The sequence below is a fragment of the Acinetobacter sp. RW6 genome (assembly GCF_041956835.1).
In the GTDB taxonomy this organism is placed as follows: domain Bacteria; phylum Pseudomonadota; class Gammaproteobacteria; order Pseudomonadales; family Moraxellaceae; genus Acinetobacter; species Acinetobacter calcoaceticus.
In genome coordinates this window covers 2,652,222-2,666,948 of the sequence record NZ_CP167121.1, presented here as the reverse complement: position 1 = coordinate 2,666,948, position 14,727 = coordinate 2,652,222, and the positions used below count along the sequence as shown (strand labels likewise).

The following is a 14,727-nucleotide window of genomic DNA, read 5'->3' as shown; positions in this document are numbered from 1 at the left end:
TTAAAGATTTAGCTGTTTAAATTAAAATAATTAATTGAAGCGATAGCCTGAAAATAATTTTTGTATAATTTTATATTGGAATCTATTATTTTGTTTTTTTCAATTTTTATTAAGTAGATCTTATTACCATTTACTTCTTTTCGTTTTGAAATATATTCTATAGCTAAGCCAATTTCATTTTTTTCATACTTGTTTATTTTGTTTAAGTTTAATGTCACTAGAAAAGTAAAAAAACCTATTTCTTTCATTTTCTCTGCATAGAAGGTGGCATAAGTTCTGGTACTTTTTATTAACCCTGTATCAAAAATAATAATAGTTGGGAAGGGTCCAATTCCTTTCGGAATATAAATATCACCTGTTGCTGAGCCTATTGAGGACTTCCAAAAAATATCATTCATATTAAATATTATCATATTTTAAAATAAATAAATTTTCATAATAGATGCTTTAAAAGCATAAAGTTGCTTTTGTTAAAAGCTGAAATTTATAAATTTCAAATGGTTAGTTTATTAAGAAAATATTTGAAATAAATTTACACTATTAACTTTTTCTTAAAAGTTAAGTCGTTTTATTTCATGGAAAACAACTCTACGATGTAAATATAATATAATCAATAGTAAATCTATATAAATTATATTTTTACATAAAGTGTTGTGTTTTAAATTATTGATAATAAATATTATTTTTATTGAATTATTTGAGAGTTAACTAATTATGTTTTTATAGGTAGAGTAATCATGATGAAAGACATAAAACTAATTTTAAAGAATTATAAGAAAAACTAACTTAAAATAGAATTAATTATATCCATTCTTGATAATAGTATCTAAATTTCAAGCATAAAAATAAATAAATAAAATTATATTTCAATAGCTTATCTAATTTTTTTGCTTGAAATTTAATTAAGCTCATTTAGAGGACTAATACTATATGATTCATAACTCTTCCTTTTTATATTATTCCATATGTATGTCATAGATCATTTAATCCAAAATATTTAATAATTACAATGCATTACTTTTCGATGCATTGTTTAAAATTCTCTGAATTACTGTTCTTGTAACTGCAAATTCTTTAGCGAGTGAATATACGCTGTAGCCTTTCTTAAACAATTCAATTACTCTATTTTTTTGTTCATTATTTAATATTTCTGGACGACCAACTTTTCTTGTTGGTTTGTGATCCTTGAATTTTTTATTGTCAGCCTTAAATAATTTCTCAAATTCAGCTGATAACTTTAAAAAATGAAGAAAGAAAATTTTTAAGTCACCATTAATTTCATTTTTAGAGTAATCTAGGCATATCAGCCGGATTTTTTTTTGATCAATTTTATCAACTATTCCTAAAATTTCTTCAAAGCTATTTCCTAAGCAATCCATGCTTTTTATCACTAAAATATCACCTTCTTCTAAAGAGTAACTTATTAAATTAAGAAATTTATCTCTATAAGCAATAGATTTATCAACAGATACTTCTTCTACTACTAATCTATTCTTTTGGATTTTATAGCCATACTCACTAAAAAAAGAGATATACCTAGAAAATTCAAATTGCAAATTAGGCTCTATTCTAACATAGGCATATGTACGCATATTAAAACACCAAAATTAAACAAAAACAAAACAAATATTAGCATCTTATTTTTTTAAAAAAAACATGAACTAAATCACAAAAGTGTACTATACAGTGTTTAAAACATAATAATTAAGTACATAGTTAAATAATTACTTTTTTCAAATTTTTATTAACTTCCATAATCATGTTACCTAATAATTTTATTGGCTTTTTGGGTTTAGTATATTGTATATTAAATTAACTAATTACTTAAGCTACTCCTGAATTTAATATAAATTTGATATTAAAATCTAGTTTTATTTTTTATTTGAACTAATTTGAATGCACAAAATATAACAAAGTAATAAGTTGTTAGTTGTAAGATTATAGATGTTTGATGTAGGTATTTGATTTTTAATGATTTGTATGTTTATTTTATTTTATTTTTGATTGTGTGTTTAAATTTATTGTAAATTTAAAACATAGTTTTAAAACAATTTTAGGTAATATATTATAGAAATTAATGAGTTTATTATTATAAATATTTTGTCACTGTGTTTATGATATTTTGAATGTTTTATTTAAAGTGGATATTTGATTTAATGTCTAGTGATATTTAAGTTCTTGTTGATGATTATAATACTGATATTTAAGACCGAAATTGATGATTGATTTAACGGGCAAATGTTTTTTGTGTTTATATAATATTTTTTTATATTATATTTTAATTGTTTTGGATGGTGGTAATATAAGAAAATTTATACTAGTATAAAATTATAAATTTAAGACATTAATTATATAACAAACAATAAGTGAAGCTCTAAAAGTATCTAAAAGAAACTCTTCGATTTGAACATACTTTGGAAATACACTTCACATGACTCTAAGGGATAGGGGGGGAGCATGCGTATTTATGCTTATATGCGGGTTAATTCTAATATTGATGAATTAGACAAAGAAAAAGAATCTTTTATTTCATTGTTAAATACTTTTAATCATAAAGTTCCATATAGTAGAGTAGTACTGGAATTGGCTTCAGTTGATAAGTCTATAACTTTACGGACTATATTTTTTAATTTGATTAATTATTCTTTAGAAGAGGATGATTTTTTAATTGTTAAAGGAATTGACTGTTTAGGGAATAGTTTTAAAGAAATATTATCTACAATTATATTGATTGAAAAAAAACAAATCAAATTGATTATTTTGGAATATTTTAATTGTGAGTTGAAAGAAAGTATTAGAAATGATTTTATTCATTTTATAGAAATTTGCATTAGTTTTGAAAAACTTTTCTTGCTCGATCAATCTACACAAAAGAATCATAGATTATCTAAAAAAGTAGGTAGACCCGAAAAACTAACAAACGAACAAAAACAGGAAGTTATTAATAAATTTAAAAAAGGATTTAGCGTATATTCTTTAGCTAAAGATCTTGCTGTATCAAGGACTGTAATACAAAGAATACTTGAAAAATCCAGTAAATAACTATAAAGGTTAATATGGGGTTTTTATATTGTGATTAATAATTGATTAAAATATTTTTTGATTATTTTAGTGATTTTTTATGTATTAAATTGTGTTTTAATTTTTAATTTAATAGTTATTAAATAATATTTTTATTTTAAAATTAAATTCATATTGATGTTTTTATTTTTCTATTGATATTGTTATGTGTATTTTGTAGCCCAACTTTAATTCATTGAAAGTTATATTACTTGACTATGCGATTAATTTATACGATGCGTTAACTTGAAGTATAGATATGAGTATTGATTTAGATAAATGGAAGTGTCCTGTATGTAATGGTTTTATAGCGGTTGATCATTCAAAAATTCAAAAAGAAGATGCAGTACAATTTGTATTTAGACGAATAAATAATAATGATTCCTTCTACTTTATTTATAGAGTTGGTTTGGTCGTTGATCGAAAAGAAAAGTTACTAACTATTAAGTATAAGGATAGGCTATATAAATCTCTCGATAGTGATATTTATCCTGTAAATGCTCCAGCTCTTATTGTCTATAATATGTTTTGGATTTGTGGTTGTTAGTTTTTGAATATTAAAAAAACGCTTATTTTTTGTTTAGTTAAAACTACTCTGGGTTTTTATTGTTGTAATTTATATTATTGATTTTTAAAGTTTATTTTAGCTGTATTGTATGTCGGATCTGTTTGAGCTAGTGAATTATACTTTAAATAAAAAAAACCGCTATCAATAGCGGTTTTTATTGTTTGGCAGATGCTTAAACTTACCAGCTTAACGCACCACCAGTTTGGTAGTCAGTTACGCGCGTTTCAAAGAAGTTCTTCTCTTTACGTAAGTCCATCATCTCAGACATCCATGCAAATGGGTTGGTTACACCAGCAAATTGCTCTGGTAAACCTAACTGAGATAAACGGCGGTTACAGATGAATTTCAAATATTCTTCCATCATGCTTGCATTCATACCCAATACACCACGTGGCATCGTGTCACGCGCATATTCGATTTCAAGCATTGTGCCTTCAACAATCATTTGAACCACTTCTTGTTGGAACTCAGCACTCCAAAGGTGAGGGTTCTCAATCTTGATTTGGTTAATCATGTCGATACCAAAGTTCAAGTGCATAGATTCATCACGTAAGATGTATTGGAATTGCTCAGCAACACCGTTCATCTTGTTACGACGACCCATACTCAAAATTTGAGTAAAGCCACAGTAGAAGAAGATCCCTTCAAGAACACAGTAGAACGCGATCAAGTTACGAAGTAAACGTTGGTCATTTTCAGGTGTGCCTGTGTGGAAATTAGGATCTGTTAAAGATTGAGTATATTTCAATCCCCACGCTGCTTTACGCGCAACAGATGGAACTTCACGGTACATGTTGAAGACTTCGCCTTCGTCCATACCTAAAGATTCGATACAGTATTGGTAAGCATGAGTGTGAATTGCTTCTTCAAATGCTTGACGCAAAATGTACTGACGGCATTCAGGGTTGGTAATGTGGCGGTAAATTGCCAATACCAAGTTGTTTGCAACCAAAGAGTCAGCAGTCGAGAAGAAACCTAAAGAACGCATAACAATCGTACGCTCATCTTCAGTTAAGCCATTTTCAGACTTCCAAAGCGCGATGTCTAGGTTCATGTTTACTTCTTGCGGCATCCAGTGGTTTGCACACCCGTCAAGATACTTCTGCCAAGCCCATTCATATTTAAATGGAACAAGCTGGTTCAAGTCCGCACGACAGTTAATCATGGCTTTGTCATCAACTTGAACACGTTGCGCGCCCATTTCTAGCTCTTCAAGGCCAGGAGCAACATCTAAATGTTCTAAGGCTGCAGAGGCTCTAGCCACCGTATCGGAGGCAACTGTTGGTCGCACGGAATGGGTTCCAGCGGATTGTGAAGTTGCCAAGCTCTGCGATGATGACTCCGCAGAAGATACATTCTGCGAATTAGTCGTTTTTTCCGATTTGACGGGCGCAGACTTGAGTTCAGGTGCAGCCGGTTTTTGCGAATCATCTTCAAAATCGTCCCAACTAAGGATAGACATTTTTGTTCTCTCTTCGTTGTGTATATCTATATTTGACATCTCTTAAACGAAGATGTCCCTACTATACGCTTTTAATGTGTAAACAAAATTAAGTTTTATTGAGGTATGACCAAATTTTGGGCCTTTGGTCTCTACTACTTATTTTGCTTACGCTGTTGCTTACGTATTGTGAAAAATGCGTAAACCAGTGGCATATAAAAGAAAAGAAAGGCAAAGATTAAAACTCCAACACCAAGCATATAGTTATGACTGAGATGAGAAAGCATAATCTTTACCTCTTGTAAAATTGCTCTTTAGTGAAAAAGAGCAATTTTATTGAATGTTATTGGCAAGCTTCACAATCAGGATTGTCGATTGAACAAGCCATTGGAACTGGAGCTGCTTGGGTAAAACCATCTTCTTCAACTGCTTCAGGCTTTTTCGCTTCTACAACAGGGGCAGCAACCGGAGCCGCTTCAACAGTCGCAGGTTTAACTGCGTTTAAAGCACCTGTGTTGATTGTAGATTTTTCAGCAGAAGTTGCACCTAAAGCTCGGAGGTAATAAGTCGTCTTAAGACCACGTAACCATGCCATCTTATAAGTGATGTCAAGTTTCTTACCGTTTGCACCAGCAATGTAAAGGTTAAGCGACTGAGCTTGATCGATCCATTTTTGACGGCGTGATGCAGCATCAACGATCCAGCGTGTATCTACTTCAAACGCAGTAGCAAAGATTGCTTTTAATTCTTCAGGAATACGAGCAATTTTTTGTACTGAACCTTCGAAGTGTTTCAAGTCATTAACCATCACTGTGTCCCAAAGACCACGTTCTTTTAATGCGCGAACGAGGTATGGGTTAATGACAGTGAATTCACCAGACAAGTTAGATTTCACATATAAGTTCTGGAATGTTGGCTCAATTGATTGAGAAACACCACAAATGTTAGAGATGGTTGCGGTAGGAGCAATCGCCATCACATTTGAGTTACGCATACCGTCTTTTTGAACTTTGGTACGTAAAGTGTCCCAGTCTAAACGTTGAGTACGGTCAACTTCGAACATACGCTCTGGACGAGATTTCGCAACAATTTCTAAAGAGTCGATTGGAAGGATACCTTGATCCCACAATGAACCTTTGAATGTTGAGTAAGCACCACGTTCAACAGCCAAGTTACTTGAAGTTTCAATTGCGTAGTAGCTAATCACTTCCATTGATTCATCAGCAAAATCAATAGCAGCATCTGAACCGTAAGCGATGTTCATTTCATATAGAGCATCTTGGAAGCCCATGATACCCATACCCACAGGGCGGTGTTTCATGTTCGAGTTTTTCGCTTGTGGTACAGCGTAGTAGTTAATGTCGATAACGTTATCGAGCATGCGTACTGCTGTTTTAATTGTGCGAGCTAGCTTCTCACGGTCTAACACACCACCTTGAACGTGTTGTACAAGGTTGATCGAGCCCAAGTTACATACTGCAATTTCGTCTTGATTTGTATTCAAGGTAATTTCAGTACATAAGTTAGATGAGTGAACTACACCAACATGTTGTTGTGGCGAACGTAAGTTACATACATCTTTGAATGTAATCCACGGGTGACCAGTTTCGAACAACATAGAAAGCATTTTGCGCCATAAGTCTTTAGCACGTATTTTCTTGTGTAGCATGTTTGTTTCTTTCGCTACAGACTCATAGTAAGCATAACGCTCAGCAAATTCAGCACCAGTTAAGTCGTGCAAGTCTGGAGTTTCAGAAGGCGTAAATAATGTCCATTCACCATCTTCAAATACACGTTGCATAAACAAGTCTGGAACCCAGTTCGCAGTGTTCATGTCATGTGTACGGCGACGGTCATCACCAGTGTTTTTACGAAGTTCTAAAAACTCTTCGATGTCTAAGTGCCAAGTTTCTAAGTATGCACATACTGCACCTTTACGCTTACCACCTTGGTTTACCGCAACAGCTGTATCGTTCGCAACTTTCAAGAATGGAACAACACCCTGAGACTTACCGTTTGTACCCTTAATGTAAGAGTTCAATGCGCGTACAGGTGTCCAGTCATTACCTAAACCGCCAGCCCATTTAGAAAGCATTGCGTTGTCGCGCATTGCGCCATAAATGTCATAAAGGTCATCGCCAATCGTTGTTAAGTAACAACTAGAAAGCTGTGGACGTAATGTACCTGAGTTAAACAAGGTAGGCGTAGACGCCATGTAGTCGAAGCTAGACAATAAGTTATAGAACTCGATTGCACGTTCTTCTTTATTTTGCTCATTTAACGTAAGACCCATCGACACACGCATAAAGAATAATTGCGGTAATTCGAAGCGAACGCCGTTTGAGTGAATGAAGTAACGGTCAAATAAAGTCTGTAAACCTAAATAGGTAAACTGATTAGAGCGTTCTGGTTGAATTGCTGCTGCAAGTTTCTCTAAATCGAAATCAAGCAAGTCTGGTGAAAGCAAATCAAGCTCTACACCTTTTTTCAAAAAGGCTTCGAGTGCAGTGTTTTCAGGAGTATCTGTAGGTAAGCCTAAGAATGCTAAACCTGTGCTCACTAATTCACTAGAAAGCAAACGTGCAGTCACGTAAGTATAGTTTGGTTCTTGTTCAATACGAGTACGTGTTGCCATCATCATCGTAGTGGCAATATCAGTCTCTTTTACGCCGTTATATAAGTTTTTAACGGTTTCATCGACAATAGCCTGAACGTCAATACCTTCCAAACCTTCGGCTGCTTTAGCTACAGTTGCTTGTAATGCACTTAAATCAAGTGGCTGAAGCTGACCATTTGCATCGGTCACTTGTAACGTAGGATGGTGGTTTGAGTTCGTTTGCTGACGAGCAGTCGTACGTTGTTCGCGGTAAATTACGTAAGCGCGGGCAACTTTCTGTTCTCCGGTACGCATTAAAGCAAGTTCAACCTGATCTTGAATTTCTTCAATATGGATCGTACCGCCCGATGGTAAACGGCGAGTGAAAGTATTTAATACCATTTCCGTTAGTTGGGTAATACGGTCGTGAATACGGCTTGAATCCGAACTCTGTTGACCTTCCACAGCAAGAAAAGCTTTACCAATCGCAACAGAAATTTTCTCTGCATCAAATGCAGCAACATCTCCAGTGCGTTTGATCACCTGAATTTGACCGGGAGTCGAAGTAATTACGCTCATGCCAGCATAGCTCCATTGTCACTTTTGTTATGTTTATAGACCGTTTGAACCGAGCAAAAAGTATGCCACGATGTTTGAGGGATAAACACAAGACTTAGTAGTTAAAGTTTATTTTGAACACAAGATACGGGATTTTTCATAGCAGATCAATCTTGACTTTTTAGTAATTTTTTATCTGTATGATTTGATGGGAGATAGCATAGCAAAGCTATTAAAAAACACTTATAGATAACTTTGTGGATAACTCAAAAAACAAGCACTTAAATACAATTAAAGTAGTTAAAGAAATAATTTGTTTAATATTCATACATTGGAAATATGAATAGAATATGAAATTTAATAACAATAACTAAATGTTAAAAACACGAGAAAATTCAAAGGTTAATAAAATGCAACAAAACATGGTTGTCATGTATCAGTTTGGTGAACGCCTACTTGTTTACAATGTAAACGTGTGTATATTGCAAATGATAAACGAATGTATCTGCAAGATTTTTAAGATGCATGTAATGAGATTTATAGGGGCAATGATATGAGCCAAGAAGAAAAGTTACCAAAGATTCTGATCGTTGAAGACGACGAGCGTTTAGCACGATTAACTCAAGAGTATTTAATCCGCAACGGCTTGGAAGTTGGTGTAGAAACTGATGGTAACCGTGCAATTCGTCGTATTATTAGTGAACAACCAGACCTAGTGGTGTTGGATGTCATGTTGCCGGGTGCCGATGGCTTAACCGTTTGCCGTGAAGTTCGTCCACATTATCATCAACCGATTCTTATGTTGACTGCACGTACAGAAGATATGGATCAGGTACTTGGCCTTGAAATGGGAGCGGATGACTATGTCGCTAAACCAGTTCAGCCACGCGTACTTTTAGCCCGTATCCGTGCGTTATTACGTCGTACAGATAAAACTGTAGAAGACGAGGTTGCACAACGTATCGAGTTTGATGACCTTGTGATTGATAATGGCGGCCGTTCAGTAACGTTGCATGGTGAGCTTGTTGATTTCACTAGCGCAGAATATGACCTATTATGGTTGCTTGCATCAAATGCTGGCCGTATCTTATCGCGTGAAGATATCTTCGAACGTTTACGCGGTATTGAATACGATGGTCAGGACCGTTCAATCGATGTCCGTATCTCACGTATTCGTCCAAAAATTGGCGATGATCCTGAAAATCCAAAGCGTATTAAAACAGTACGTAGTAAAGGTTACTTGTTCGTTAAAGAAACCAATGGGTTATAAGATCTGCATAAACTTCCTATAAGGTTGGTCGAGTGTTTAAACACAGCATATTCCTGCGAATATATGCGGGACTGGTAATTCTTGTTGTTTTGGTTGCCGTTTTTGGTTATTTGCTTGTACAAATCATCAATTATCAACGGGCACAAGAATACCGAGAATCTTTAACTGATGGTATTTCTTATGTCATTAGTGAGGGAGTCGCTCGACAACCTGGGAAGCAACAGAAAATAGACTGGGTTTCAGATGCATCAGATTTATTGGAACTTCCAATTTATTACACTGATGCGAGTAAGGTTGAGTTATCTCGTACCGAGAAAAAACGGATCGAAGCTCAAAAGTCTGTTGTCCGTTACGATGCCAGTAATAGTATTGCGTATATTATTATTGGTTTGCGTGATGATCCTCAGCACTATTTATCGATAAAAGTAGACAAAATTAGTGAGCGCCAAATGAAGGCTCTCCCTATTTTTGTACTTGATTATCTAATGTTTTATCCGGGGCAAGAACAAGAATATCTTGCTAAGATTCAAAAACATTTCTCATATCCGATTAATATCTACAATATTCAAGATGTTAATCTGGATTCCGAGCAAATTGGTCGGTTACGCCAAGACCAAAGTGTCATGTTGTACAAAGATAGTGCAACAATGCGCGGCACGACCATTTCGATCGTATCTCCAATACCGAATCATCCTGCACAAGTTCTAGTTCTTGGGCCAGTTCCGATGTTTAACTGGATGCCTTTACAGCTTTCAGCGGGAATTACCTTATTTAGCCTATTCTTACTGAGTTTAGGTGTTTACGGTCTCATCTTGCCGTTAGAACGTAAAATTCGCCAAGTACGTTATGCGTTAAACCGTATGAAGTCTGGTGATTTGTCATTGCGTGTTCCTATTGAAGGAAGTGATGAAATGGCAAACTTGGCATCAAGTTATAACAACATGTCTGATCATATTCAGCGTTTAATCGAGGCTCAGCGCGAGTTGATGAGAGCGGTATCTCATGAGCTTAGAACGCCGGTTGCCCGTATACGCTTTGGTACAGAAATGTTGGCAGAAGAAGACGATTACAACCATCGTATGCATCAGGTCGACATGATTGATAAAGATATTGAAGCGCTCAATACCTTAATTGATGAAATCATGACTTATGCAAAACTAGAGCAGGGTACACCTTCATTAGATTTTGCTGAAATTGCTCTATTTGATGTATTAGATCAGGTTGCGGTAGAAACCGAAGCTTTAAAAACGCAGAAAGAAATTGAACTTGTTGCTCCCCCTGTTTATTTGAAAGTAGATGCAGAGCGTCGTTATTTGCATCGGGTTGTTCAAAACTTGGTAGGTAACGCTGTCCGTTATTGTGATAACAAAGTTCGAATTACAGGTGGTGTTCATAGCGATGGAATGGCCTTTGTTTGTGTTGAAGATGATGGGGCAGGAATTCCGGAACAAGATCGTCAAAGAGTATTTGAAGCCTTTGCTCGTTTAGATGACAGCCGTACTCGTGCGTCGGGTGGCTATGGTTTAGGGTTGTCAATTGTCAGCCGTATTGCTTACTGGTTCGGTGGTGAAATTAAAGTAGATGAAAGTCCTACCTTAGGTGGAGCTCGCTTTATCATGACATGGCCTGCAAAACGCTTTAAACAACCTCCTTTGAAAGCCAATAAAAAAGCACCTTCATAAAGGTGCTTTTTTATTGCATTGCTTATAATCGAGTTGCATCCGGTTCCAAAATAGGTTTTCCGCTTCTTAAGCTGGTCAACGCATCAGAATTAAAGTCGATCAGTAATGAATTATTTTTTGCATCGATCTGGTATTTTTGAATAAGAGGTTGATCTCCATTAAGCGTTTCTATTTTATATTCATCCGCAATATGCAAAATACCTTCTAGGTTTGTTGTGGTTGACGCAAAATCCTGCCTAAATATTTCATAGACATCTCGCAAGTCAAAAATTGCATTGTTAGCATCTGGATGTTTGTGAATATAGCTTTCTATATGTCGCACAAGTAACTGCGCAAACAAGTAGTAGTTTGGTTTATGCGTATATTCTAGAGTCATGCATTTTTCTCCTTATTATCTGTTATTAGCATACATGGCAAAATATAGGATATTGTATAAAATTCATTACACTAGATGATTAAATGAAAACCTATAAAGATATAAAGACCCGATTACGCCCTTGGCGTTTTGCTTGATATAAAGCGTCATCTGCTTCTTTAAATAAATTTTCAATCGCTCGATGAGAAGATGGGGAATATAAACTTATGCCAATACTCACTTGAATGAAAATTGGTAATTTCCCATAAATATAAATCGGTTGCTGACTAATTTTAATGCGTATTTGCTCTGCAAGATCAAAGGCGCTCTCCTTGGTGGTATCTGCAATAAAAATTGCAAATTCTTCACCGCCAAAGCGGCCCAATAAGTCATGAGGATGCAAAATATTTTGAATAGTGGTGACACAAGTCTGTAGGGCGCGGTCGCCTATTTGATGGCCGTAGTTGTCATTAACGTGTTTGAAATGGTCTACATCAAGCATGAAAAATGCTGAGGTTTTATTTTCCTTGTATACCTTTTCTTGAAGTAGTCTGACCGACTGCAAAAACTGGCGTCGGGTGAGGCTAGAGGTTAGCTCGTCATGCGCAATGGCATGTTGAAGCTTTTGAATTAACTCTGAATGTAAAACACTAATGCTAGAGACGGTAAGAGGTGCAATCGTCATCATGATTAATCCAATACGAATGGAAATGGTATTGCTTAAATATTCGTTCGGATAGAGTAAAAGATAATGTCCAGAGACATGATAGATAATATAGGCACTGGTAAAGGTCGTAATGAGTGCAACAATAATGGGTTTGTAGCGAATAGCGCACCAGATGAGTGCGGCAATCGGGTAAAGTAATGAACCAGGACCAGAGTCATAATAGCTAGCGCCAATAGAAATAATGACAGCCAAGAAAGGTAAAAGGTCAATTGCTTCTAAACCACGATTTCTCGAAAAATAATGCTTTACCTGACTATATTGAGGTAGGTTTAATATGATCGGCAAAAGAAGTAAAGCGTTTTGCAGTTCTGAAGTGAACCAGTAACCGAATTCATCCCACAAATTACCAAGCATAAATTTAGTATTAAACATAGGTACAAAAGTTGCTGCAAACAATGCGCCTGCTATGCTACCTATCCCACATAGACCAAATAAAAAGAGGTAGGAATAGCCTCGGTAGGCTGCTTTAATATGTTGATTAAAAAAAATATAAAGTGCGAGGGTGGTAACAACATAAATAAAATTTGATGTTGTTAAAACGAGTGTGAGAGCAAAAGGAGTGCCCTGAAATAGGTCAGCAATAACATAACCTATGTAGGCACCTACAAACGTGCTTGGCCGACGTGTGTTTGGAAAGCGAATGAGTAAACCGAGCAAAACAGAATTGGCCGGCCAAAAGAACGCCAGAAAACTCAGAGGTCGAGAAGCGATGCCAATAAAACAACATACTGTAATAATGAAGCCAAACAGGAGAAAAAATTTTAAAGAAGAAGGAAATGAAAATTCACGAAGTGAGTCTGGCATCAGCTGCCCTTAATGATAAACACTCTTATCCAAGAGTAATAAAATATTATGCATGACTAAACAATCATCATAATTCAGAGGAGAAGTTGAATACAATAAAAAACAACCTAATATTATAAAAAAGTAAGTTATAAAAACTTAATGGTCGATGAACTGTGTAATTATTCTAAAATTAAAAAATGAAAAAAATCATCATAAACAAAAAAACTATTAAATAAACCGATTATGCGTGGTGAAACCCCCCTTACAACCCATAGAAGAATAGTTTTGTTTAGAAAATCATCCGAAAGACTAAGACGCTTCAACTAGCATGCGAAATTAGAAATCAGGTACAATTGGCGGGATTAATTTTGTGTTTGGTGTATTTGAAGGCCAATACATACATTCTTTGTTAAATAATAGGCCTGCCAGGAGTTATCCCCGCATGAGTGCCATTACTCCATACGACTGGGCGATTATCGCCTTCGTGATCGGCGTTACATTTCTTTGCGTCTTTATGCTCACAGTTCCCTTACTCCTCGGGGGGAAATCGTGGGGGCGTGCTAAGCAAGAGCAGTTTGAATCGGGTGTCGTGAGTGCTGGTGGCGCTCGCATTCGCCTGTCTGCAAAGTTCTATTTAGTTGCAATTTTCTTTGTTGTCTTCGACTTAGAGGCACTTTACCTCTATGCATGGTCTACTTCTGTGCGTGAAGTAGGGTGGTTGGGATATACCACTGTCGTGATCTTTGTCGTTGATTTATTGATTGCGCTTGTTTATGCCTTCTCTGTAGGTGCTTTAAGTTGGTCACCAGCAGATCGCCGTAAATCAGCAGGTGAGGCGATTAAAATCGGTTCACCAACAATGAACATTGCTGAAATTACACGCTTTAACTCTATTGAAGAGCTCGTAACTGACCCTACAGGCCAGATTCCAGCTCAATCATCAGGTCGTGTTAAGTCAAAAACTACACCTGCATTGTCATCTGAAAAGGAGTAAGTCGGGATGAAATATACTCTGACCCGCGCGAATCCGGATGCTGATCAATACCCATTGCAAGAACGTCAAATCGTGACAGATCCACTCGAAGAGGAAGTGAATAAAAACGTATTCATGACTCGTTTAGAGGATGTCTTGCATACAGCAGTAAACTGGGGGCGTAAAAACTCCTTATGGCCATTTAACTTTGGTACCTCATGTTGTTACGTAGAATATGCAACAACCTTAACAGGTGTGCATGACTTGTCACGTTTCGGCGCAGAGGTTATCCGTGCTTCACCTCGTCAGGCTGACTTGATGATTGTTGCAGGGACCTGTTTTGTAAAAATGGCACCAGTTATTCAGCGTCTATATGAACAGATGTTAGAGCCTAAATGGGTCATCTCGATGGGTGCTTGTGCAAACTCTGGAGGTATGTACGACATCTATTCAGTAGTACAGGGTGTAGACAAAATTATTCCTGTTGACGTGTACGTCCCAGGTTGTCCACCTCGTCCTGAAGCATTAATTCAAGCTTTAATGCTTTTACAAGACCAGATTCAATTAGAGCGACGCCCGCTTTCTGCCGTGATCGGTGATGATCTTCAGCCAGTGTATAAGCCAAAGATGATGCCAGAACGTGACCGTAAGAATGCGCAGCGTATTGCCGTTAAAAACTTACGCTCTATGGATGAGATTAAATAATTTTTT

At 35.9% G+C, this 14,727-nt stretch carries 14 protein-coding genes; 7 read left to right on the top strand and 7 right to left on the bottom strand.

The genetic code is table 11. The features are described 5' to 3' along the window. Positions 1-8: 8 nt before the first annotated feature. Together ACB088_RS12640 and ACB088_RS12635 are read right to left on the bottom strand one after the other, a co-directional pair. A complete protein-coding gene (locus ACB088_RS12640) occupies positions 9-398 on the bottom strand; it encodes a hypothetical protein (protein WP_375037126.1) in 390 nt (129 codons plus the stop codon). 606 nt (positions 399-1,004) lie between these two features. After that, positions 1,005-1,592 (bottom strand): recombinase family protein, encoded by a 588-nt coding sequence (locus ACB088_RS12635; RefSeq protein WP_092709357.1) that lies wholly within the window; start codon positions 1,590-1,592, stop codon positions 1,005-1,007. Positions 1,593-2,457: 865 nt separating this feature from the next. Here ACB088_RS12635 and ACB088_RS12630 point away from each other — a divergent pair. Together ACB088_RS12630 and ACB088_RS12625 are read left to right on the top strand one after the other, a co-directional pair. Continuing rightward, positions 2,458-3,042, top strand: coding sequence for a recombinase family protein (locus ACB088_RS12630; RefSeq protein WP_133747999.1), 585 nt, complete (start codon positions 2,458-2,460; stop codon positions 3,040-3,042). A gap of 271 nt (positions 3,043-3,313) precedes the next feature. Continuing rightward, on the top strand, positions 3,314-3,607 hold the full coding sequence (locus tag ACB088_RS12625) for a hypothetical protein (RefSeq protein WP_375038805.1): 294 nt from the start codon (positions 3,314-3,316) through the stop codon (positions 3,605-3,607). Between the two features lie 199 nt (positions 3,608-3,806). Here the strand turns inward: ACB088_RS12625 and ACB088_RS12620 are convergent, their stop codons facing one another. The 3 genes from ACB088_RS12620 to ACB088_RS12610 form a co-directional block, all read right to left on the bottom strand. Next, on the bottom strand, positions 3,807-5,090 hold the full coding sequence (locus tag ACB088_RS12620) for a ribonucleotide-diphosphate reductase subunit beta (protein ID WP_005042873.1): 1,284 nt from the start codon (positions 5,088-5,090) through the stop codon (positions 3,807-3,809). A 134-nt stretch (positions 5,091-5,224) separates the two neighbouring features. Beyond that, positions 5,225-5,356, bottom strand: a complete 132-nt coding sequence (locus ACB088_RS12615) for a hypothetical protein (RefSeq protein WP_003653490.1) — start codon at positions 5,354-5,356, stop codon at positions 5,225-5,227. A gap of 56 nt (positions 5,357-5,412) precedes the next feature. After that, complete coding sequence (locus ACB088_RS12610; protein WP_375037125.1) at positions 5,413-8,244, bottom strand: ribonucleoside-diphosphate reductase subunit alpha; 2,832 nt, start codon at positions 8,242-8,244, stop codon at positions 5,413-5,415. 353 nt (positions 8,245-8,597) lie between these two features. On the opposite strand from ACB088_RS12610, the gene ACB088_RS12605 reads away from it, so the two are divergent. The 3 genes from ACB088_RS12605 to bfmS are packed head-to-tail and all read left to right on the top strand — an operon-like array spanning position 8,598 to position 11,175. Then, positions 8,598-8,780, top strand: a complete 183-nt coding sequence (locus ACB088_RS12605) for a hypothetical protein (RefSeq protein ID WP_016801725.1) — start codon at positions 8,598-8,600, stop codon at positions 8,778-8,780. Then, positions 8,777-9,493, top strand: a complete 717-nt coding sequence (gene bfmR / locus ACB088_RS12600; RefSeq protein WP_003653488.1) for a response regulator transcription factor BfmR — start codon at positions 8,777-8,779, stop codon at positions 9,491-9,493. The genes ACB088_RS12605 and bfmR overlap by 4 nt, the downstream gene beginning before the upstream one ends. Before the next feature lie 32 nt (positions 9,494-9,525). Further along, positions 9,526-11,175 carry a sensor histidine kinase BfmS gene (gene bfmS / locus ACB088_RS12595; protein ID WP_017392321.1) on the top strand — a complete coding sequence of 550 codons (1,650 nt, stop codon included), beginning with the start codon at positions 9,526-9,528 and terminating at the stop codon, positions 11,173-11,175. A gap of 22 nt (positions 11,176-11,197) precedes the next feature. Here bfmS and ACB088_RS12590 read toward each other — a convergent pair whose 3' ends face one another. Continuing rightward, entirely contained in the window at positions 11,198-11,551 is a 354-nt protein-coding gene (locus ACB088_RS12590; protein ID WP_009393940.1) for a hypothetical protein, read from the bottom strand. Positions 11,552-11,642: 91 nt separating this feature from the next. Further along, positions 11,643-13,061 carry a GGDEF domain-containing protein gene (locus ACB088_RS12585; RefSeq protein WP_375037124.1) on the bottom strand — a complete coding sequence of 473 codons (1,419 nt, stop codon included), beginning with the start codon at positions 13,059-13,061 and terminating at the stop codon, positions 11,643-11,645. A gap of 424 nt (positions 13,062-13,485) precedes the next feature. Here ACB088_RS12585 and ndhC point away from each other — a divergent pair, with 424 nt between their 5' ends. Together ndhC and ACB088_RS12575 are read left to right on the top strand one after the other, a co-directional pair. Next, the gene (ndhC, locus tag ACB088_RS12580; RefSeq protein WP_003653481.1) at positions 13,486-14,037 is read left to right on the top strand and encodes an NADH-quinone oxidoreductase subunit A; all 552 of its coding nucleotides are present in this window, start codon (positions 13,486-13,488) and stop codon (positions 14,035-14,037) included. A 6-nt stretch (positions 14,038-14,043) separates the two neighbouring features. Next, entirely contained in the window at positions 14,044-14,721 is a 678-nt protein-coding gene (locus ACB088_RS12575; RefSeq protein ID WP_002050353.1) for an NADH-quinone oxidoreductase subunit B family protein, read from the top strand. Positions 14,722-14,727 lie beyond the last annotated feature (6 nt).

Coding starts and splice junctions, on each gene's coding strand:
- ACB088_RS12640 (WP_375037126.1), bottom strand. CDS start 398: ATGAATGATATTTTTTGGAAGTCCTCAATAGGCTCAGCAACAGGTGAT.
- ACB088_RS12635 (WP_092709357.1), bottom strand. CDS start 1,592: ATGCGTACATATGCCTATGTTAGAATAGAGCCTAATTTGCAATTTGAA.
- ACB088_RS12630 (WP_133747999.1), top strand. CDS start 2,458: ATGCGTATTTATGCTTATATGCGGGTTAATTCTAATATTGATGAATTA.
- ACB088_RS12620 (WP_005042873.1), bottom strand. CDS start 5,090: ATGTCTATCCTTAGTTGGGACGATTTTGAAGATGATTCGCAAAAACCG.
- ACB088_RS12615 (WP_003653490.1), bottom strand. CDS start 5,356: ATGCTTTCTCATCTCAGTCATAACTATATGCTTGGTGTTGGAGTTTTA.
- ACB088_RS12610 (WP_375037125.1), bottom strand. CDS start 8,244: ATGAGCGTAATTACTTCGACTCCCGGTCAAATTCAGGTGATCAAACGC.
- ACB088_RS12605 (WP_016801725.1), top strand. CDS start 8,598: ATGTTAAAAACACGAGAAAATTCAAAGGTTAATAAAATGCAACAAAAC.
- bfmR (WP_003653488.1), top strand. CDS start 8,777: ATGAGCCAAGAAGAAAAGTTACCAAAGATTCTGATCGTTGAAGACGAC.
- ACB088_RS12590 (WP_009393940.1), bottom strand. CDS start 11,551: ATGACTCTAGAATATACGCATAAACCAAACTACTACTTGTTTGCGCAG.
- ACB088_RS12585 (WP_375037124.1), bottom strand. CDS start 13,061: ATGCCAGACTCACTTCGTGAATTTTCATTTCCTTCTTCTTTAAAATTT.
- ndhC (WP_003653481.1), top strand. CDS start 13,486: ATGAGTGCCATTACTCCATACGACTGGGCGATTATCGCCTTCGTGATC.
- ACB088_RS12575 (WP_002050353.1), top strand. CDS start 14,044: ATGAAATATACTCTGACCCGCGCGAATCCGGATGCTGATCAATACCCA.